Genomic DNA, 19,463 nt, shown 5'->3' with positions numbered 1-19,463 from the left:
CCCGTGGGCGATCACTTTCGGCCGGGTCGCCGAGGGGCTCGGCGGGGCCCCGCGATGGCCGGAAATCAAAGGTCACGCATCCGCGCGTCCGTGCCTCCGTACGACCCCCGCCCCACGGTCCGGACCCCTTCCCGCGCTGCCTAGACTTGCCCGTCATGAAGAGCGAGCCCGTCGTCCAGGTGACCAACCTGGTGAAACGGTACGGATCGAAGACCGCCGTCGACGGCCTCGACCTGCGCGTCGCCGCCGGTACCGTCACCGCCGTCCTCGGCCCCAACGGTGCCGGCAAGACCACCACGATCGAGACCTGCGAGGGCTACCGCCGACCGGACGCGGGCACCGTCCGCGTCCTCGGCCTCGACCCGGTCACCCAGGCCGAACAGCTGCGCCCGCGCATCGGCGTGATGCTCCAGTCCGGCGGCGTCTACTCCGGCGCCCGCGCCGAGGAGATGCTGCGCCACATGGCCACCCTCCACGCCCACCCGCTGGACGTGCCCACGCTGATCGAGCGCCTGGGCCTGGAGAGCTGCGGCCGCACCACCTACCGCCGGCTCTCCGGCGGCCAGCAGCAGCGCCTCGCGCTCGCCATGGCCGTGGTCGGCCGCCCCGAACTGGTCTTCCTGGACGAGCCGACCGCGGGCCTGGACCCGCAGGCCCGCCGCTCCACCTGGGACCTCGTACGGGAGCTGCGCGCCGACGGCGTCTCGGTGGTCCTCACCACGCACTTCATGGACGAGGCCGAGCAGCTCGCCGACGACGTCGCCATCGTCGACGCGGGCAAGGTCGTCGCCCAGGGCTCGCCCGAGACGCTGTGCAAGGGCGGCGCCGAGAACACCCTGCGCTTCACCGGCCGCCCGGGCCTGGACCTCGCCTCCCTCCTCAAGGCGCTGCCCGACGGCACCGCCGCCGCCGAGCTCACCGCGGGCGCCTACCGCATCAGCGGCACCGTCGACCCGCAGCTGCTGGCCACCGTGACCTCGTGGTGCGCGCAGCACGGGGTGATGCCCGACGGGATCTCTGTCGAGCGCCACACCCTCGAAGACGTTTTTTTGGAGCTGACCGGCAGGGAGCTGCGCTGATGAGTGCCGGTACGTACACGCCGAACCCGGGGGCGGCCCCCGTCGGCCGGATGATCAAGGCGCAGACCGCGCTGGAAACGCGGATGCTGCTGCGCAACGGCGAGCAGCTGCTCCTGACGGTGATCATCCCGGCGCTGCTGCTCGTCCTGTTCAGCGCCGTCGACATCATCGACACCGGCAAGGGCAAGTCGGTGGACTTCCTGACCCCGGGCATCCTGGCGCTCGCGGTGATGTCCACCGCCTTTACCGGCCAGGCCATCGCCACCGGCTTCGAGCGTCGTTACGGGGTGCTCAAGCGGCTCGGCGCCTCGCCGCTGCCGCGCTGGGCGCTGATGACCGCGAAGACGCTGTCGGTGCTGGTCACCGAGGTGCTCCAGATCATCCTGCTCACCGTGATCGCCTTCGCGCTCGGCTGGTCGCCGCACGGCAACCCGTTCGCGGTGCTGCTGCTCATGGTGCTCGGCACGGCCGCGTTCTCCGGGCTCGGGCTGCTGATGGCGGGCACGCTGAAGGCCGAGGCGACGCTGGCCGGGGCCAACCTGGTGTTCCTGCTGCTGCTCGTCGGCGGCGGGGTCATCGTGCCGATGGACAAGTTCCCGGGCGGGGTGCAGGACGCGCTCGGCCTGCTGCCCATCTCCGCGCTCTCGGACGGCCTGCGGGACGTGCTCCAGCACGGCGCGGCCATGCCGTGGGGCGACCTCGGGATCCTGGCGGTCTGGACGGTGCTCGGCCTCGGCGCGGCGGCGAAGTTCTTCCGCTGGGAGTGAGCCCCTCTCCCGCTGAGAGTGAGCCCCGCTTCCGCTGGAAACAAGGGGTCCCGGCGGCGGGAGCCCCCCTCGTGAAAACATGCACAAACGGCCCCCTACGATAGAGCCCATGCCGAACGTGACCCGAGCCGATGTGGCTCAGGCGGTGCGCAACCCGCTCGCCTTCATCGCCGAGCGGTGGACCCCGTCGCCGCGGACCGTCCAGCGCGCGGCGCTGTCCGCCGTCGTCATGGCCGTCGTCATCGTGGTGACCGGCGGCGCGGTGCGGCTGACCGGGTCCGGGCTCGGCTGCCCGACCTGGCCCAAGTGCACCGACCAGAGCCTGACGCCGACCAGCGCGATGAACTTCCACAGCGCCGTCGAGTTCGGCAACCGGATGCTGACGTACGTCCTGTGCGCGGCGGTCGGCTGGGCCATCGTCGCGGCCCGCGCGGCCAAGCCGTGGCGCACCGGCGTCACCCGGCTCGGCTGGGCCCAGTTCTGGGTGGTCATGGGCAACGCGATCCTGGGCGGCATCGTCGTCCTGGTCGGCCTCAACCCGTACACCGTCGCGGCCCACTTCCTGCTCTCCACCGCGCTGCTCACGATCGCGATGCTGACCTGGCAGCGCACCCGTGAGGGCGACGGCGCGCCGCGCCCGCTGGTGGGCAAGGCCGTGGTGCAGCTGACCTGGCTGCTGGTGGCCGCGGCGGGCGCGCTGGTCGCGGTCGGCACGGTCGTCACCGGCGCCGGGCGGCACGCGGGCGACTCCAGCGACGTCGAGCGCATCCCGCTCAACTGGACCATGATCAGCCAGCTCCACGCGGACCTCGCGTGGGTCGTGGTGGCGCTCACGGTCGCGCTCTGGTTCGTCCTGAAGGCGGTCGACGCCCCGGTCGGCCCGCGCAACCGCGCCCGGGACCTGTTCCTGGTGCTGATGTCGCAGGGTGTCGTGGGCTATGTGCAGTACTTCATGAAGACCCCGGAAGCCCTGGTCGCGCTGCACATGTTCGGCTCGTGCCTGGTGTGGATCGCCGTGGTGCGCGTCCTGCTGTCGCTGCGCGAGCGCCCGGACGCGACCGCGCCGATCCCGGCCCAGTCAGACCCGGCTCTCACCCGCGCCTGACAGCCCGTACACCCGTCGCGCGTTGCCCGCCGCGACCATCGCGGCGACCCGCTCCGCGTCCGTACGCGCCCACGCGCCCTCGGCGACCCACGCCCCCAGGACCCGGCTCAGGGCCTGGGTGAACAGGCGCGCGCTCACCACGTGCAGCTCGGGCAGCCCGCGCGCGCCGCTGGAGTAGAGCAGCTTCCCGAACGGCGCGAGCTCCAGCAGCTCCGCCAGTACGTCGGCGGCCCGCGCGCCCGTACGCACCAGGGCTGGGCCCACATCCGCGTACACATGCGGGAAGACGCTCGCCAGATGGGCGGCCTGGCGGTGGTACGGATAGCCGTGCAGCAGCACCAGATCCGTGCCCAGACCGTTGGTCGCGGCCGCGAACGCGGCGAGCCCGGTCGGGTCGTCCATGCCGAGCCTCAGCTGGAGCGGCCGCCCGGACGCCACCGCGCTCCACAGCACATGCCGCAGCAGCACGGGGTCCTCCAGGGGCTCCTGGATGCGGCGCCGGGTGAGCCAGCGGCCCGCCGCGCCGCGCACCTCGCCCGGGCCCGGCGGATCGGCGTCGAGGCCTTGGCGCACGGCCGAGACGGAGACGAACGCGACGGCGGAGGCGGCCGCGGTGTGCACAGCCTCGGCGAGGTTGGCGAGGAAGGAGTCGACGGTGCCCGAGGTGTCGGCGACCTGCTCGGCGAGGAGTTCGAGCCGGACGATCTCATGGGCGTCGGCGGCCCCGGCGGCGGCGATCTCGCCCGGCCCGGTCAGATCCCCGGGCAGGCCCGTGTCCACCAGATAGGTGGAGATCCCCGAGCCGCGCAGCAGCCGCCGGCCGGTCTCCAGGACGCCCAGTTCACGTCGGCGGGCGAGATAGCGGGCCGGGGCGCAGTGCGCGTCGAGGCCCAGCAGCGGCGGGCACCAGCGGCGCACCGCGAAGCCGGTCTGGGTGTCGAAGAACGTGGTGCCGGGGGCGGGCGGGCCGCCGGTCCGGCCGAGCTGCGTCTCGAAGGTGCCGAGCCCCAGCTCCGTACGGAGCACTCCGTGGCAGCACTGGTCCACCAGGTCCGGTGGGGGCACAGCGTCGATCATCCGGGACTCCCTGGGTGGATGTGCTTCCACCCCTCCTAACGGGTGAGTCCCGGATCAGTGTTGCTGGCCGTATGTTCGCCTTGTGGGATCAGGCGTTCTTCGGCCCGCCGAGCTGGAGGCCCGCCATCCGGGTCCACTCGTAGCGCCCGGTCTTCACCTTCGCCGCGAACTCGCCGTCGAAGTCGTCGTGGACGGTGATCCCGGCCTTCTCCACGGCGCTGCGCGCGATCTCGTACGTGGGGGCCACCAGGTCGCCCCAGCCGCCGTCCTCGCCGACGAGCACGATCCGCGCGCCCTTCTGGCCGATGTACGCCACCTGGCCCTCGGCGCCGCCGTGCTCCTTGGCGAAGTGGCCGATCTGCTTGGCGAGCGTGGTGGCCCGTCGCTCGGCCTTGGCGGTCTGCTTCTCGTCAACCTGGGTGTCTGCGGTCTCTGCCATGTGCAGGATGCTACTCGCGAGTAGATCAACGCGCGACGGGCGGAACGCGTGGTCTGTGCCACGCGTTCCGCCCGTCGGCGAAAGTACTGGTGATCAGCGCAGGAACGGGTCCACGGCCACCGCCACGAACAGCAGCGACACATAGGTGATGGACCAGTGGAACAGGCGCATCTCCTTGAGCTTGGCGCCCGTCACCTCGGCCTTGGCGCGGGTCTGCAGCCCGTGCGCCTCCCACAGCCAGAAGGCGCCCGCGAGCAGCGCCACCGACGTGTAGAACCAGCCGGTGTAGCCGAGCGGGGTGAGCAGCAGCGAGACCGCGACCATCACCCAGCTGTAGAGGACGATCTGCTTGGCGACGACCTTGTTGGAGGCGACGACCGGCAGCATCGGCACGCCCACGCGCGCGTAGTCGTCCTTCACCTTCATCGACAGCGGCCAGTAGTGCGGCGGCGTCCAGAAGAACATGACGAGGAAGAGGATGACCGGCGCCCACGACATCGAGTTCGTCACCGACGACCAGCCGATGAGGACCGGCAGACAGCCGGCGATGCCGCCCCAGACGATGTTCTGCGAGGTGCGGCGCTTCAGGAGCATCGTGTAGACGACGACGTAGAAGAGCAGCGCACCGAGCGACAGCGCGGCGGACAGCCAGTTGACGAGCAGTCCGAACCACACGGTGGAGACGACGCCGAGGGTGAGGCCGAAGGCCAGGCACTCGCGCGGCGACACCATGCCGGTGACCAGCGGCCGCTGCGAGGTGCGGTCCATCAGCGCGTCGATGTCGCGGTCGATGTACATGTTCAGCGCGTTGGCGCCGCCGGCCGAGAGATAGCCGCCGACGGTGGTCGCCACCACCAGCCACAGCGACGGCACGCCCTGCTCGGCCAGGAACATCACCGGAATGGTGGTGATCAGCAGCAGTTCGATGATCCGCGGCTTGGTCAGTGCCACGAACGCCTTGACACGGGCCCCGAACGGCCGATGGCCCCCCGGGCTGGGAGTCAAGACGACCCCTGCGGGTCGGGACTCGACGGCCGTCACGCACACCCCTGACAGAGAATTCCCAGCAAGTCCCGGGCAACCAAGAAAGGGCTGGGCCCGGCACGTTTCCGGGCGTGAAGGCCCGGTAAAGACTTGCGCGTACCACGCCACTCTAGACGTTGCCGATACGCCGCCCTTCGCGGGGGTGGGCTCGTGTTGGGGGCGGGTCGCCGCGACTTCGCCATGACCTCCGGGCGACTTCGCCATGAGGCGCAAATGAGCACTTCCGGGCACTCTTGATGTGTGCGTCCCAACCAGCGGGCACTCGAAAAATTGAGCGTTCCGGCGGGGGTAGGCTCGACAGCGCCCGGTGCGCCCTCAGACACCGGGATTCACCATGTGGAGAGGAGCCCTGACTCAGGGTGAGCACCAAGCCGACCACCACAGACCTCGAGTGGACCGAACTGGACCAGAGGGCCGTCGACAACGGCCGCGTACTGGCCGCGGATGCTGTACAGAAGGTCGGCAACGGCCATCCTGGTACGGCGATGAGCCTGTCCCCGGCCGCGTACACCCTCTTCCAGAAGGTGATGCGCCACGACCCGGCGGACCCGGACTGGACCGGCCGCGACCGCTTCGTGCTGTCCGCGGGCCACTCGTCCCTCACGCTCTACATCCAGCTCTACCTGGCCGGGTACGGCCTGGAGCTCGATGACCTCAAGGCGTTCCGGACCTGGGGTTCCAAGACCCCCGGCCACCCGGAGTACGGCCACACCAAGGGCGTCGAGACGACCACCGGCCCGCTGGGCCAGGGTGTCGCCAACGCCGTGGGCATGGCCATGGCCGCCCGCTACGAGCGCGGCCTGTTCGACCCGGAGGCCGCCCCCGGCACCTCCCCGTTCGACCACTTCGTCTTCGCGATCGCGGGCGACGGCTGCCTCCAGGAGGGCATCTCCGCCGAGGCGTCCTCGCTCGCCGGTCACCAGAAGCTCGGCAACCTGGTCCTGCTGTGGGACGACAACCACATCTCGATCGAGGGCGACACGGAGACGGCCGTCTCCGAAGACACCATGAAGCGGTACGAGGCGTACGGCTGGCACGTCCAGCGCGTCGAGCCGCAGGCGAACGGCGACCTCGACCCGCAGGCGCTGTACACCGCGATCGAGGCCGCCAAGGCCGAGACCGGGCGCCCCTCCTTCATCGCGATGCGCTCGATCATCGCCTGGCCCGCCCCGAACGCGCAGAACACCGAGGCCGCGCACGGCTCGGCGCTCGGCGACGACGAGGTCGCGGCGACCAAGCGCGTCCTGGGCTTCGACCCGGAGAAGACCTTCGAGCTCGCCGACGGCGTCATCGAGCACACCCGCGCCGCCCTGGACCGCGGCCGTGAGGCCCGCGGCGAGTGGGAGAAGTCCTTCGCCGCCTGGCGCACCGCCAACCCGGAGCGCGCCGCCGAGTTCGACCGCATCGCCGCGGGCGAGCTGCCGGCCGGCTGGGAGGAGCAGCTCCCGGAGTTCGAGACGGGCAAGGGTGTCGCCACCCGCGCCGCCTCCGGCAAGATCCTCCAGTCGCTGGGCGCGGTCATCCCCGAGCTGTGGGGCGGCTCGGCCGACCTCGCGGGCTCGAACAACACGACGATCGACAAGAACTCGTCGTTCCTGCCCGTCGGCAACCCGCTCCCGGAGGCCGACCCGTACGGCCGCACGATCCACTTCGGCATCCGCGAGCACTCGATGGCCGCCGAGATGAACGGCATCGCGCTGCACGGCAACACCCGTATCTTCGGCGGCACCTTCCTGGTGTTCTCCGACTACATGCGCAACGCCGTACGTCTGTCCGCGCTGATGCACCTGCCGGTGACGTACGTGTGGACGCACGACTCCATCGGTCTGGGCGAGGACGGCCCGACCCACCAGCCCGTCGAGCACCTGGCCTCGCTGCGCGCGATCCCGGGCCTCAACGTGGTGCGCCCGGCGGACGCCAACGAGACCGTCATCGCCTGGCGCGAGATCCTCAAGCGCTACACCAAGGTGTTCGGCAAGGGGGCCCCGCACGGCCTCGTGCTGACCCGTCAGGGCGTGCCGACGTACGAGCGCAACGAGGCGGCCGCCAAGGGGGGTTACGTCCTGTTCGACGCCGAAGGCGGCGACGCCCAGGTCGTGCTCATCGGCACCGGCTCCGAGGTCCAGCTCGCCGTCGAGGCGCGCGAGCAGCTGCAGGCCGCGGGCGTCCCGACCCGCGTGGTCTCGATGCCGTGCGTCGAGTGGTTCGAGGAGCAGGACCAGGCGTACAAGGACAGCGTCCTGCCGCCGTCGGTCAAGGCCCGGGTCGCGGTCGAGGCCGGCATCGGCCTGACCTGGCACCGGTACGTGGGCGACGCGGGCCGCATCGTCTCGCTGGAGCACTTCGGCGCTTCGGCGGACGGCAAGGTCCTGTTCCGCGAGTTCGGCTTCACCGCCGATCACGTGGCCGCCGCCGCCCGGGAATCTCTCGCCGCCGCGGCGCGCTGACGCCGGTATACGAACTAGTAGGAGATGCAATTCTCATGACAGACGCACTCAAGCGCCTCTCCGACGAGGGCGTGGCGATCTGGCTCGACGACCTGTCGCGCAAGCGGATCACGTCCGGCAACCTCGCCGAACTGATCGACCAGCAGCACGTGGTGGGCGTCACGACCAACCCGTCGATCTTCCAGAAGGCGATCTCCTCGGGTGACGGCTACGAGCAGCAGCTCGCCGACCTCGCCACCCGCAAGGTCACCGTGGACGAGGCCATCCGCATGATCACGACGGCGGACGTGAGGGACGCCGCCGACATCCTGCGCCCGGTCTTCGACGCCACCGAGGGCCAGGACGGCCGGGTCTCCATCGAGGTGGACCCGCGCCTGGCGCACAACACCGCGGCCACCGTCGCCGAGGCCAAGCAGCTGGCCTGGCTGGTGGACCGGCCGAACACGCTCATCAAGATCCCGGCGACCAAGGCGGGCCTGCCCGCGATCACCGAGGTCATCGGCAAGGGCATCAGCGTCAACGTCACGCTGATCTTCTCCCTTGAGCGCTACCGCGAGGTCATGGACGCCTACCTGGCCGGTCTGGAGAAGGCCAAGGAGCGCGGCCTGGACCTCTCGAAGATCCACTCCGTGGCGTCCTTCTTCGTGTCCCGCGTGGACACCGAGATCGACAAGCGGATCGACGCGCTGGGCACCGACGAGGCCAAGGCCGCCCGCGGCAAGGCGGGTCTCGCCAACGCCCGTCTCGCGTACCAGGCGTACGAGGAGGTCTTCTCCTGCGACCGCTGGACCGCGCTCGACAAGGCGCACGCCAACAAGCAGCGCCCGCTGTGGGCCTCGACCGGCGTGAAGGACCCGGCGTACAAGGACACCCTGTACGTCGACGACCTGGTGGCGCCCAACACGGTCAACACCATGCCGGAGGCCACCCTGGAGGCGGCCGCCCACCACGGCGAGATCACCGGCAACACGATCGCCGGCACCTACGAGCAGGCCCGCGCCGAGCTCGACGCGGTCGAGAAGCTGGGGATCTCGTACGACGAGGTCGTGCAGCTCCTTGAGGACGAGGGCGTCGACAAGTTCGAGGCGTCCTGGAACGACCTGCTCAAGTCGACCGAGGCGGAGCTCCAGCGCCTGGCACCTTCGGAGGCATAGGACCTTGACTGCGATTCGCGCAGCGAATCCGCTTCGTGACGCCGCCGACCGACGGCTCCCGCGCATCGCGGGGCCGTCGGGCCTGGTGATCTTTGGCGTCACAGGCGATTTGTCCCGTAAAAAGTTGATGCCCGCCGTGTACGACCTCGCCAACCGTGGTCTGCTTCCGCCGGGCTTTTCCCTGATCGGTTTCGCCCGCCGCGAGTGGCAGGACGAGGACTTCGCGCAGGAGGTGCACGACGCCGTCAAGGCGCACGCGCGCACGCCCTTCCGTGAGGAGGTCTGGCAGCAGCTCATCCAGGGCATGCGCTTCGTCCAGGGCGACTTCGACGACGACAACGCCTTCGAGCAGCTGAAGTCGACGATCGCCGAGCTCGACAAGGCACAGGGCACCGGCGGCAACTTCGCCTTCTACCTCTCGGTGCCGCCGAAGTTCTTCCCGCAGGTCGTCCAGCAGCTCAAGAAGCACGGGCTCGCCGACCAGAAGAACGGCGCCTGGCGCCGCGCGGTCATCGAGAAGCCCTTCGGCCACGACCTGGTCTCCGCCAAGGAGCTCAACCAGGTCGTCCACGAGGTCTTCCCGCCGGACGAGGTCTTCCGGATCGACCACTACCTCGGCAAGGAGACCGTCCAGAACATCCTGGCGCTCCGCTTCGCCAACACCATGTTCGAGCCGCTCTGGAACCGGTCGTACGTCGACCACGTCCAGATCACCATGGCCGAGGACATCGGCATCGGCGGCCGCGCCGGCTACTACGACGGCATCGGCGCCGCCCGTGACGTCATCCAGAACCACCTCCTCCAGCTGCTCGCGCTGACCGCGATGGAGGAGCCCTCCTCCTTCGGCGCGGACGCGCTGGCGGCCGAGAAGACCAAGGTCCTGGGCGCGGTACGGCTGCCCAAGGACCTGGGCGCCAACACGGTCCGCGGCCAGTACGCGGCCGGGTGGCAGGGCGGCGAGAAGGCCGTCGGCTACCTCCAGGAAGACGGCATCGACCCCAAGTCGAAGACCGACACCTACGCCGCCGTGAAGCTGGAGATCGACAACCGCCGCTGGGCGGGCGTCCCGTTCTACCTGCGCACCGGCAAGCGTCTGGGCCGTCGCGTCACCGAGATCGCGGTGGTCTTCCAGCGCGCCCCGCACTCCCCCTTCGACCACACGGCGACGGAGGAGCTGGGCCAGAACGCGCTGGTCATCCGGGTCCAGCCGGACGAGGGCGTGACCGTCCGCTTCGGCTCCAAGGTGCCCGGCACCTCGATGGAGGTCCGGGACGTCTCGATGGACTTCGCCTACGGCGAGTCCTTCACCGAGTCCAGCCCCGAGGCGTACGAGCGGCTCATCCTCGACGTCCTGCTCGGCGACTCCAACCTCTTCCCGAGGGTGGAGGAGGTCGAGCTGTCCTGGCAGATCCTCGACCCGATCGAGCAGTACTGGGACGCCCACGGCAAGCCCGCGCAGTACCCGTCGGGGACCTGGGGCCCGGTCGAGGCGGACGAAATGCTCGCACGAGACGGACGGAGCTGGCGCCGGCCATGAAGATCGACCTTACGGACACCACGGCCAGCAAGATCAACAAGGCACTGGTCCAGGGCCGCCGTGCCATCGGCACGCCGGCCGTGGGCATGGTGCTCACCCTGGTCATCGTCACCGACGAGGAGAACGCCTACGACGCGCTGCGCGCGGCGAGCGACGCCTCGCGCGAGCACCCCTCGCGCAAGCTCGTCGTCATCAAGCGCGTCTCGCGCTCGCCCCGCGACCGCACCCAGTCGCGCCTGGACGCCGAGGTGCGGGTCGGCGCGGACGCGGGCACCGGCGAGACCGTCGTCCTGCGGCTGTACGGCGAGGTCGTCGACCACGCCCAGTCGGTGGTGCTGCCGCTGCTGCTGCCCGACGCGCCCGTCGTCCTGTGGTGGCCGGTCAGCGCGCCGATCGACCCCGCCAACGACCCGCTGGGCACCCTCGCCCAGCGCCGGGTCACCGACACCTACGCGGCCGAGCAGCCCATCCATGAGCTGACCGCCCGCGCCGAGACCTATACCCCGGGCGACACCGACCTGGCCTGGACCCGCATCACGCCCTGGCGTTCGATGCTGGCCGCGGCCCTGGACCAGGTGACGTGCAAGGTGACCTCGGTCGAGGTGGAGGGCGAGGAGTTCAACCCGAGCTGCGAGCTGCTCGCCATGTGGCTCGCGGACCGGCTCGACGTGCCGGTGCAGCGTTCGATGTCGTCGGGCCCGGGCCTGACCGCCGTACGCATGGAGACGGACTGCGGCCCGATCGTCCTCGACCGCGCCGACGGCTCGCTGGCCACGCTCTCGATGCAGGGCCAGCCGGACCGCGCGGTGGCGCTGAAGCGGCGCGAGACGGCCGAGCTCATCGCCGAGGAGCTGCGGCGCCTGGACCCGGACGACACGTACGCGTCCGCGCTGAAGTTCGGCGTGGCGCGGCTGTCGTCGGGTCCGGCGGCGGACGGGGCGGGTGCTTCGGCGACCGCCGACGCGTCGTCGTCCTCCGGCTCGTCGGCTGCGGATGCGGGTGCGGCCGCCGACGCCAAGCCCGCCGCGAAGAAGGCTCCGGCCAAGAAGGCGGCAGCGAAGTGAGTACCCCTCAGCTCGTCGTCCATCGCGACAAGGAGCTGATGGCGCAGGCCGCGGCGGCCCGGCTGATCACGAAGATCGTGGACGCCCAGGCCGCCCGCGGCTCGGCGTCGGTGGTCCTCACCGGCGGCCGCAACGGCAACGGGCTGCTCGCGGCGCTCGCCTCCTCCCCGGCCCGGGACGCGATCGACTGGTCGCGGCTCGATCTGTGGTGGGGCGACGAGCGGTTCCTGCCCGAGGGCGATCCGGAGCGCAATGTCACGCAGGCCCGCGCGGCCCTGCTGGACGCGGTGCCGGTCGACCCGAAGCGGGTGCACGCGATGCCCGCGTCGAACGGCGCGTACGGCAACGACGTGGAAGCGGCGGCCGCCGCCTACGCCGAGGAGCTGGCCGCCGCGGCCGGTCCCGAGGACCACGGGGAGGTGCCGACGTTCGACGTGCTCATGCTGGGCGTCGGCCCGGACACCCATGTGGCGTCGCTCTTCCCGGAGTTGCCCGCGGTGCGCGAGACCGAGCGGACGGTGGTCGGGGTGCACGGCGCGCCCAAGCCGCCGCCGGTGCGGATCTCGATGACGCTGCCGGCGATCCGCGCGGCCCGCGAGGTGTGGCTGCTCGCGGCGGGCGAGGACAAGGCGCAGGCCGCGGCCATCGCCCTGTCGGGCGCGGGCGAGATCCAGGCCCCGGCGGCGGGCGCGTACGGACGTGGCCGCACCCTGTGGCTGCTCGACTCGGCGGCGGCCTCCCGGCTGCCGCGCGCGCTGTACCCGCCGGCGTCGCCCTGACACCGGCGTCACCGCTGAACGCACGGGCCCGGTCCACCTGTTGGTGGACCGGGCCCGCTGTGCGTTGTGGCGCGCGTCAGAGGATGTTCTGCTCGCCGCCCGAAGCCTCCAGGCGGGCGATGGCGCTGCGGACGGCGGCCACGAAGTCGTCGTAGACGGCGGTGGTGCTGGTGGCGCGGCCCTTGATGGTGTTCACGGTGAACATCAGCTTGCGCAGCTCGGTCGTGAGCTCCAGCTGGACGCCCTTGGCGAGCAGGGTCCGGTTGCAGATGTTGGCCTGGTCGGTACCCGCCAGGTCCGGCTTGGTCGAGCCGTCGATGGTCTGGAACCCGGCGGCGCGCAGCGCGTCGTGCAGATACGTCTTGAAGGTGGTGTTGAGACCGCCGACCACGATCGCCTCGGGGCGCGAGGCGGGCGCCCCGGCCTGGGCGGAGGTGCAGCCGTGCAGGCTCACCACGTTGAGGTTCGCGGCGGCGATGGACAGGGCGATCTTGTCGTCGCAGTTCTTCGAGGTGACGTGCAGCTCGCTGTTGTCGGAGCTGCGGATGGCCTCGAACATCCAGTAGTCGTACGCCGGGCCGCCCTTGGCCGCGAGCGTCGCCGGGTCGTATCCGGCGATGCCCAGGCAGAGCTCGGAGGTGCCGCCCTCGATGCCGCCGCCGTGCAGCGCGAGGATCGCGGTGCGGCCGTACGGAAAGGCCGTCTTCTGGTCGCTGTCGAGCTGCTCGTGCCGCTTGTACCGTCTGGCGAAATCCGTTCCCTCCTTCCCGGCGAGCCGGGTGTAGAGGTCGGTGTTCGAGGAGTAGAGGTCCTTGGCCCCGGTGGCATGGGCGGCAGTCGCGCCGACCCCGCTCAGCAACGGGCCACTGACGGCGGCGGTGGCCAGTGCGGTGAGGACCGTACGACGGCTGGTGGAAGTCATACGACAATGATCCATACCGTGCACAACACGGACATAGCGGGGGTGCCTTTCGGCCAACTATGGCGGGGCCCCACCGCGCGGGGGAGCGGGCGGCGCGGGCCACCCGCTCCCCGTCATCGCATCAACGGCCGCGCAGCGAGCGGTACTTGGCGACCAGAGCCTTGCTGGACGCGTCGAGGCCCGGCACGTCCGCGCCCTCGGTCAGGGCGGGCTCGACGCGCTTGGCCAGCACCTTGCCGAGCTCCACACCCCACTGGTCGAACGAGTCGATGTTCCAGATGGCGCCCTGCACGAACACCTTGTGCTCGTACAGCGCGATCAGCTGGCCGAGGACGGACGGGGTCAGCGCCTTCGCCAGGATCGTGGTCGTCGGGTGGTTGCCCCGGAACGTCTTGTGCGGCACCAGCTCCTCGGACACGCCCTCGGCCCGCACCTCGTCCGGCGTCTTGCCGAAGGCCAGCGCCTGCGTCTGGGCGAAGAAGTTGGCCATCAGCAGGTCGTGCTGGGCGACGAGGCCCTGCTCCAGCTCGGCGACCGGCTCGGCGAAGCCGATGAAGTCGGCGGGGATGAGCTTGGTGCCCTGGTGGATCAACTGGTAGTACGCGTGCTGCCCGTTGGTGCCCGGGGTGCCCCAGACGACCGGGCCGGTCTGCCAGTCCACCGCGTTGCCGTCGCGGTCCACGGACTTGCCGTTGGACTCCATGTCGAGCTGCTGGAGGTAGGCGGTGAACTTCGACAGGTAGTGGCTGTAGGGCAGGACCGCGTGCGACTGGGCGTCCCAGAAGTTGCCGTACCAGACGCCGAGCAGACCCAGCAGCAGCGGCACGTTCTCCTCGGCGGGCGCCGTGCGGAAGTGCTCGTCGACCAGGTGGAAGCCGTCCAGCATCTCGCGGAACCGGTCCGGGCCGATGGCGATCATCAGCGACAGGCCGATCGCCGAGTCGTAGGAGTAGCGCCCGCCGACCCAGTCCCAGAACTCGAACATGTTGGCCGTGTCGATACCGAAGTCCGCGACCTTCTCGGAGTTGGTCGACAGGGCCACGAAGTGCTTGGCGACGGCCTCCTGACCGGCGCTCAGCCCGCCGAGCAGCCAGCTCCGCGCCGAGGTGGCGTTGGTGATGGTCTCGATGGTGGTGAAGGTCTTGGACGCGATGATGAACAGCGTCTCGGCCGGGTCCAGGTCGCGGACGGCCTCGTGGAGGTCGGCGCCGTCGACGTTGGAGACGAAACGGACCGTCAGCCCCCGGTCGGTGAACGAGCGCAGCGCCTCGTACGCCATCGCGGGGCCCAGGTCGGAGCCGCCGATACCGATGTTGACGACGTTCTTGATGCGCTTGCCGGTGTGGCCGGTCCACTCGCCGGAGCGGACGCGGTCGGCGAAGCCCGCCATCTTGTCCAGGACCGCGTGCACACCCGGCACCACGTTCTCGCCGTCGACCTCGACGACCGCCTCGCGCGGGGCGCGCAGCGCGGTGTGCAGCACCGCGCGGTCCTCGGTGGTGTTGATCTTCTCGCCGCGGAACATGGCGTCCCGCAGCCCGGCCACGTCCGCCGCCGCGGCCAGCTCGCGCAGCAGCGCCAGGGTCTCGTCGGTGACGAGGTGCTTGGAGTAGTCGAGATACAGGTCGCCGACCCGCAGGGTGTACCCGGTGCCCCGCTGGGGGTCGGCGGCGAACAGTTCGCGCAGATGGGTGTCGCCCAACTGCTCGCGGTGCTTGCCCAGTGCGGTCCACTCGGGCGTCTGGTTGAGCCTGCTGCGGCCTTCGTTGTTCTTCTCGGACATCAGCCCACTTCTCTCAGTACTCGCGTGCCTGCCCCGCTGCTCGACCAACCTAATTGATCAGGACGTAAGGGCAGGAATCAGAGCGCCCACCGCGGCCAGGAACAAGCCGGACGCCAGCAGGGCCGGTGTGTTGAGCCCCCAGGAGGAGGCCGCCGTGCCGCCCATGACGGCACCCAGCGGCGCCCCCGCGACGGCGAGCGTGCGGAACGCCGCGCTGGTCCGTCCCAGCATCGCCTCGGGACTGCGCTCCTGCATCAGCGTCACCTGGTTGACGTTCCACACCATTCCCATCAGACCGAACACCGCCATGGCGGCGATCGATACCCACAGTTCGCGCACCGACCCCATGGCCGCCAGGCACCCCGTCTGGACCGCGCCGGCCAGCAGCACGCTCCGCATCCGGCCAAGGCGCCTCGCGAGGCGCTGGGTGAGCAGGCCGCCCACCACGCTGCCCGCCCCGTACGCCGTGATCGCCGCCGCGTAGCCGCCGTGTCCTGAGTGCAGCCAGCCGGTGATGTGCAGGACGAGGGTGGCGATGAGCGCGCCCATGCCGATGTTGCAGAGGGTGGTGGCGACGCAGAGGGCGCGCAGGGCCCGGTCGGCCCACAGGGTGCGCAGCCCCTCGGCTATCTCGCCGCGCAGGGTGGAGCCGGGTGCGCGGGCGGGCCGGTCGGGAGCCGCCGCCCGCAGCGAGGCCACCAGGGCCGCCGCGAGCACATAGCTGGCCGCGTCCGCCGCGTACGGCACACCGGCGCCCGCCGCGAGCAGCAGCGGCACCAGCGGGGCGGCGAGGAAGCCGCCGGCTATCTGCTGGCCGGTCATCAGGCGGGCGTTGGCCCGGCCGAGCGCGGGCTGCGGCACGAGCGCGGGCAGCAGGGCGGTGGCCGCGTTGTCGAAGAGCGTCTGCAGCGAGGTGAGTGCGAAGGCGAGCGCGATGAGCAGTGCTATCGAGGCGTGCCCGAGCGCGACGGCCACCGCGAAGGCCGCCACCAGCGCGCCCCGCACCAGGTCGACCGCCCACATGGCCCGGCGCTGGTCCACCCGGTCCGCGACCGCGCCGCCGAGCAGCCCGAACAGCAGCCAGGGCAGAAAACCGCACGCCGTCACCAGCGCGATCAGCATCGGATCGCTGGTCAGCGACGCCGCGAGCAGGGGCAGCGCGGCACCGCGCAGCGAGTCCCCGAACCGCGAGACCACGGCGGCGATCCACAGCCGCCCGAACCCACCACGCCAGGCGGGCACCTGGGCCACCGCACGCTCGACCGCCTCGACTGCTGCCACAACTCCCCCTGGTGAACGACTGATTCACACGGTAGGGGGAGCCACTGACAACGCCCCTCGAAGACGGTGGAGAGGGCGGGCGGACGGCGCGCACCGGACAGCGGACGTGCCGGATCGACCGAAGGGCCCGGCAGGCGAACCGAGTTCGTCTGCCGGGCCCTTCGTTGTCAGATCTCGCCGCGGAGCTTGGCGAGCGCCTCCGCGAGGATCGCCTCGCCGTCCGCGTCGCTGCGCCGCTCCCGCACGTACGCGAGGTGGGTCTTGTACGGCTCGGTGCGCGGCGGGTCCGGCGGGTTGTCCCGGTCCTGCCCGGCCGGGAAGCCGCAGCGCGGGCAGTCCCACGTCTCCGGAACCTGTGCGTCACTGGCGAAGCTCGGCTGCGTCTCGTGCCCGTTCGAGCACCAGAAGGAGATGCGGAGACGCGGCGCGGACTCGCCGCGCTCGGCCTCCCCCATCGGCCCCGCTCCGACCCGGCTTCCCCGGATCGCGTTGCCACTTGCCACGGTCGTAACTCCCTGCGTGATGGTGCTCGAAGATGCCCCAGTCTACGTAAGGCCCAACGCGCGTCCAGCGATTGTAGTTACACCCCACCCGTGAACGCGGAAGACGTCCGTTACTTGTCGAGCTTCATCAGCAGACCAAGTACGACAATGCTCGCGAACCACAACAGACCGACCACGACGGTGATCCGGTCCAGGTTGCGCTCGGCGACCGAGGAACCGCCGACGGACGACTGCATTCCGCCACCGAACATGTCGGAGAGGCCGCCGCCCTTTCCCTTGTGCATCAGCACCAGCAGCATCAGCAGCAGGCTGAAGACGATCAGGGCAATCGAGAACCCGACAATCACGGCTGGACCAACTTCCTAGGACTGAATGTCGACGGGGGCCGGGGGGACGTATTCCATAATCCCGAGCCCGACCCCCGCAAGGGTACGACGGATCCGCGCTACCGCATACTCACTGGTCGCGGAAGCGGACGATCTTGACGAACTCGTCGGCGTCCAGCGCGGCACCGCCCACCAGGGCGCCGTCGACGTCCGGCTGCGCCATGATCGCGGCCACGTTAGAGGCCTTGACCGAGCCGCCGTACTGGATACGGACCTTTTCGGCCAGCTCCGGGGAGTACAGCTCGGCGAGGCGGCCTCGGATCGCGCCGCACACCTCCTGGGCGTCCTCGGGGGTCGCGACCTCGCCCGTACCGATGGCCCAGACGGGCTCGTACGCGATGACGATGGACTCGGCCTGCTCGGCCGGGACGTCCTTGAGGCCGCCGTCCAGCTGGTTCAGCGTGTAGGAGACCTGGTCACCGGCCTTGCGGATGTCCAGGCCCTCGCCGACGCAGAGGATCGGGGTCAGGCCGTGCCTGAACGCGGCCTTCACCTTGGCGTTGCAGAGCTCGTCGCTCTCGGCGTGGTACTGACGGCGCTCGGAGTGGCCGACGGCCACATAGGTGCACTTCAGCTTGGCCAGCATCGGGCCCGAGATCTCACCGGTGTACGCACCGGAGTCCTGCGCCGAGATGTCCTGGGCGCCGTACTTGATCTTGAGCTTGTCGCCGTCGACCAGGGTCTGCACCGACCGCAGGTCCACGAAGGGCGGCAGGACCGCGACCTCGACGGCGTCGTAGTCCTTGTCGGCGAGGGCGAAGGCGAGCTTCTGGACGTGCGCGATGGCCTCAAGGTGGTTGAGGTTCATCTTCCAGTTGCCGGCCATCAGCGGGGTACGCGTGGTCACGGTGTTCAGTCCTCCAGTGCGGCAAGGCCGGGAAGCGTCTTGCCCTCAAGATATTCGAGGCTCGCGCCGCCGCCGGTCGAGATGTGACCGAAGGCGTTCTCGTCGAAGCCGAGCGTGCGCACGGCGGCGGCCGAGTCGCCGCCGCCCACGACGGTGAAGCCGTCGCAGTTGAGCAGCGCCCGGGCGATCGCCGAGGTGCCGCCCGCGTAGTCGGGGTGCTCGAAGACACCGACCGGACCGTTCCAGAAGACGGTCTCGGCGTCGGCGATCTTCGACGCGTACAGCTCACGGGTCTTCGGACCGATGTCCAGACCCTCCTTGTCGGCGGGGATCTTGTCCGCGTCGACGGTGACGAAGTCGGCCGGGGCCTTGGTCTTCAGGTCCGGGAAGTCGGCCGAGGCCAGGATGTCGACCGGCAGGACCAGCTCGACGCCGGTCTTCTCGGCGCGCTCCATGTACTCCGTGACGACCGGGATCTGGTCCTCCTGGAGCAGCGAGATACCGACCTCGTGGCCCTTGGCCTTGAGGAAGGTGTACGCCATGCCGCCACCGATCAGGATGCGGTCGGCCTTGCCGAGCAGCTGGTCGATCACGGCCAGCTTGTCGGAGACCTTGGCGCCGCCGAGGACGACCACGTACGGGCGCTTGACGTCGTCCGAGAGCTTCTTCAGGACGCCGACCTCGGTGGCGATGAGGAAGCCGGCCGCGTGCGGCAGGCGCGCGGGCAGGTCGAAGACCGAGGCGTGCTTGCGGTGCACCGCGCCGAAGCCGTCGCCCACGTAGAGGTCGGCGAGCTCGGCGAGCTGATCGGCGAAGGCGCCGCGCTCGGCGTCGTCCTTGCTGGTCTCGCCCGCGTTGAAGCGCAGGTTCTCGATCACCGCGACCTGGCCGTCGGCGAGAGCGGCGACGGTCTCCTTGGCGGAGGCGCCGACGGTGTCGATGGCGAACGCGACGTCCGCGCCCAGCAGTTCGCCCAGGCGTGCGGCGGCCGGGGCGAGCGAGAAGGCCGGGTCCGGCGCGCCCTTGGGGCGGCCCAGGTGCGAGGCGACGACCACGCGCGCGCCGGCCTCGGCGAGCTTCGCGACGGTCGGCAGGACGGCGCGGATACGGCCGTCGTCGGTGATGTCGCTGCCCGCCAGCGGCACGTTCAGGTCGGCGCGGACGAAGACCCGCTTGCCCGAGACGCCTTCGGCGAGAAGTTCGTCGATCGTCTTCATATGTTTCTGCGACTCCTTGGAGAAGGACGAGG

18 protein-coding genes are annotated in these 19,463 nt (G+C 70.5%); 8 read left to right on the top strand and 10 right to left on the bottom strand.

The features are described 5' to 3' along the window. Positions 1-155 precede the first annotated feature (155 nt). From BG418_RS14755 to BG418_RS14745, 3 genes are all read left to right on the top strand, one after another. Positions 156-1,079: an ABC transporter ATP-binding protein gene (locus BG418_RS14755; RefSeq protein WP_188274282.1), complete on the top strand. Its 924-nt coding sequence runs from the start codon at positions 156-158 to the stop codon at positions 1,077-1,079. After that, positions 1,079-1,846, top strand: a complete 768-nt coding sequence (locus BG418_RS14750; protein WP_188274281.1) for an ABC transporter permease — start codon at positions 1,079-1,081, stop codon at positions 1,844-1,846. The genes BG418_RS14755 and BG418_RS14750 overlap by 1 nt, the downstream gene beginning before the upstream one ends. Positions 1,847-1,955: 109 nt before the next feature. After that, entirely contained in the window at positions 1,956-2,951 is a 996-nt protein-coding gene (locus BG418_RS14745) for a COX15/CtaA family protein (RefSeq protein WP_223184806.1), read from the top strand. Here BG418_RS14745 and BG418_RS14740 read toward each other — a convergent pair. The 3 genes from BG418_RS14740 to BG418_RS14730 form a co-directional block, all read right to left on the bottom strand. Beyond that, a complete protein-coding gene (locus tag BG418_RS14740) occupies positions 2,925-4,028 on the bottom strand; it encodes an amidohydrolase (RefSeq protein ID WP_188274280.1) in 1,104 nt (367 codons plus the stop codon). The two genes, BG418_RS14745 and BG418_RS14740, sit on opposite strands and share 27 nt — an antisense overlap. A gap of 88 nt (positions 4,029-4,116) precedes the next feature. Next, complete coding sequence (locus BG418_RS14735) at positions 4,117-4,467, bottom strand: hypothetical protein (protein WP_188274279.1); 351 nt, start codon at positions 4,465-4,467, stop codon at positions 4,117-4,119. Between the two features lie 93 nt (positions 4,468-4,560). Beyond that, positions 4,561-5,514, bottom strand: a complete 954-nt coding sequence (locus tag BG418_RS14730) for a heme o synthase (protein ID WP_188274278.1) — start codon at positions 5,512-5,514, stop codon at positions 4,561-4,563. 356 nt (positions 5,515-5,870) lie between these two features. Between BG418_RS14730 and tkt the strand changes: the two genes are divergently transcribed. The 5 genes from tkt to pgl are packed head-to-tail and all read left to right on the top strand — an operon-like array spanning position 5,871 to position 12,492. Continuing rightward, positions 5,871-7,958, top strand: a complete 2,088-nt coding sequence (gene tkt, locus BG418_RS14725) for a transketolase (RefSeq protein WP_188274277.1) — start codon at positions 5,871-5,873, stop codon at positions 7,956-7,958. A gap of 35 nt (positions 7,959-7,993) precedes the next feature. Next, complete coding sequence (gene tal, locus BG418_RS14720) at positions 7,994-9,112, top strand: transaldolase (protein ID WP_188274276.1); 1,119 nt, start codon at positions 7,994-7,996, stop codon at positions 9,110-9,112. 4 nt (positions 9,113-9,116) lie between these two features. Then, positions 9,117-10,649, top strand: a complete 1,533-nt coding sequence (zwf, locus tag BG418_RS14715; RefSeq protein WP_188274275.1) for a glucose-6-phosphate dehydrogenase — start codon at positions 9,117-9,119, stop codon at positions 10,647-10,649. After that, positions 10,646-11,713, top strand: coding sequence for a glucose-6-phosphate dehydrogenase assembly protein OpcA (gene opcA / locus BG418_RS14710; protein ID WP_188274274.1), 1,068 nt, complete (start codon positions 10,646-10,648; stop codon positions 11,711-11,713). The genes zwf and opcA overlap by 4 nt, the downstream gene beginning before the upstream one ends. Then, the gene (gene pgl, locus BG418_RS14705) at positions 11,710-12,492 is read left to right on the top strand and encodes a 6-phosphogluconolactonase (RefSeq protein ID WP_188274273.1); all 783 of its coding nucleotides are present in this window, start codon (positions 11,710-11,712) and stop codon (positions 12,490-12,492) included. Before opcA ends, pgl begins: the two co-directional genes overlap by 4 nt. Before the next feature lie 76 nt (positions 12,493-12,568). Here pgl and BG418_RS14700 read toward each other — a convergent pair whose 3' ends face one another. The 7 genes from BG418_RS14700 to BG418_RS14670 form a co-directional block, all read right to left on the bottom strand. Further along, positions 12,569-13,414 carry a poly-gamma-glutamate hydrolase family protein gene (locus BG418_RS14700; protein WP_188274272.1) on the bottom strand — a complete coding sequence of 282 codons (846 nt, stop codon included), beginning with the start codon at positions 13,412-13,414 and terminating at the stop codon, positions 12,569-12,571. A 121-nt stretch (positions 13,415-13,535) separates the two neighbouring features. Continuing rightward, entirely contained in the window at positions 13,536-15,197 is a 1,662-nt protein-coding gene (gene pgi / locus BG418_RS14695) for a glucose-6-phosphate isomerase (protein ID WP_188274271.1), read from the bottom strand. Between the two features lie 57 nt (positions 15,198-15,254). Next, entirely contained in the window at positions 15,255-16,478 is a 1,224-nt protein-coding gene (locus BG418_RS14690; protein WP_188274270.1) for an MFS transporter, read from the bottom strand. Between the two features lie 167 nt (positions 16,479-16,645). After that, positions 16,646-16,981: an RNA polymerase-binding protein RbpA gene (locus tag BG418_RS14685; protein ID WP_003976875.1), complete on the bottom strand. Its 336-nt coding sequence runs from the start codon at positions 16,979-16,981 to the stop codon at positions 16,646-16,648. Positions 16,982-17,091: 110 nt separating this feature from the next. After that, on the bottom strand, positions 17,092-17,328 hold the full coding sequence (gene secG / locus BG418_RS14680) for a preprotein translocase subunit SecG (RefSeq protein WP_188274269.1): 237 nt from the start codon (positions 17,326-17,328) through the stop codon (positions 17,092-17,094). Positions 17,329-17,437: 109 nt separating this feature from the next. Continuing rightward, the gene (gene tpiA, locus BG418_RS14675) at positions 17,438-18,214 is read right to left on the bottom strand and encodes a triose-phosphate isomerase (protein ID WP_188274268.1); all 777 of its coding nucleotides are present in this window, start codon (positions 18,212-18,214) and stop codon (positions 17,438-17,440) included. A 5-nt stretch (positions 18,215-18,219) separates the two neighbouring features. Then, positions 18,220-19,431, bottom strand: coding sequence for a phosphoglycerate kinase (locus tag BG418_RS14670; protein ID WP_188274267.1), 1,212 nt, complete (start codon positions 19,429-19,431; stop codon positions 18,220-18,222). Between the last annotated feature and the right edge of the window lie 32 nt (positions 19,432-19,463).

The organism is Streptomyces sp. CBMA152, assembly GCF_014596475.1.
In the GTDB taxonomy this organism is placed as follows: Bacteria; Actinomycetota; Actinomycetes; order Streptomycetales; family Streptomycetaceae; genus Streptomyces.
This window is presented reverse-complemented; position numbering and strand designations above follow the sequence as displayed.

Bases quoted from the DNA above. Each gene is read 5' to 3' on its own strand.
- BG418_RS14755 (WP_188274282.1), top strand. From the start codon at position 156: ATGAAGAGCGAGCCCGTCGTCCAGGTGACCAACCTGGTGAAACGGTAC.
- BG418_RS14750 (WP_188274281.1), top strand. From the start codon at position 1,079: ATGAGTGCCGGTACGTACACGCCGAACCCGGGGGCGGCCCCCGTCGGC.
- BG418_RS14745 (WP_223184806.1), top strand. From the start codon at position 1,956: ATGCCGAACGTGACCCGAGCCGATGTGGCTCAGGCGGTGCGCAACCCG.
- BG418_RS14740 (WP_188274280.1), bottom strand. From the start codon at position 4,028: ATGATCGACGCTGTGCCCCCACCGGACCTGGTGGACCAGTGCTGCCAC.
- BG418_RS14735 (WP_188274279.1), bottom strand. From the start codon at position 4,467: ATGGCAGAGACCGCAGACACCCAGGTTGACGAGAAGCAGACCGCCAAG.
- tal (WP_188274276.1), top strand. From the start codon at position 7,994: ATGACAGACGCACTCAAGCGCCTCTCCGACGAGGGCGTGGCGATCTGG.
- opcA (WP_188274274.1), top strand. From the start codon at position 10,646: ATGAAGATCGACCTTACGGACACCACGGCCAGCAAGATCAACAAGGCA.
- BG418_RS14700 (WP_188274272.1), bottom strand. From the start codon at position 13,414: ATGACTTCCACCAGCCGTCGTACGGTCCTCACCGCACTGGCCACCGCC.
- pgi (WP_188274271.1), bottom strand. From the start codon at position 15,197: ATGTCCGAGAAGAACAACGAAGGCCGCAGCAGGCTCAACCAGACGCCC.
- BG418_RS14670 (WP_188274267.1), bottom strand. From the start codon at position 19,431: ATGAAGACGATCGACGAACTTCTCGCCGAAGGCGTCTCGGGCAAGCGG.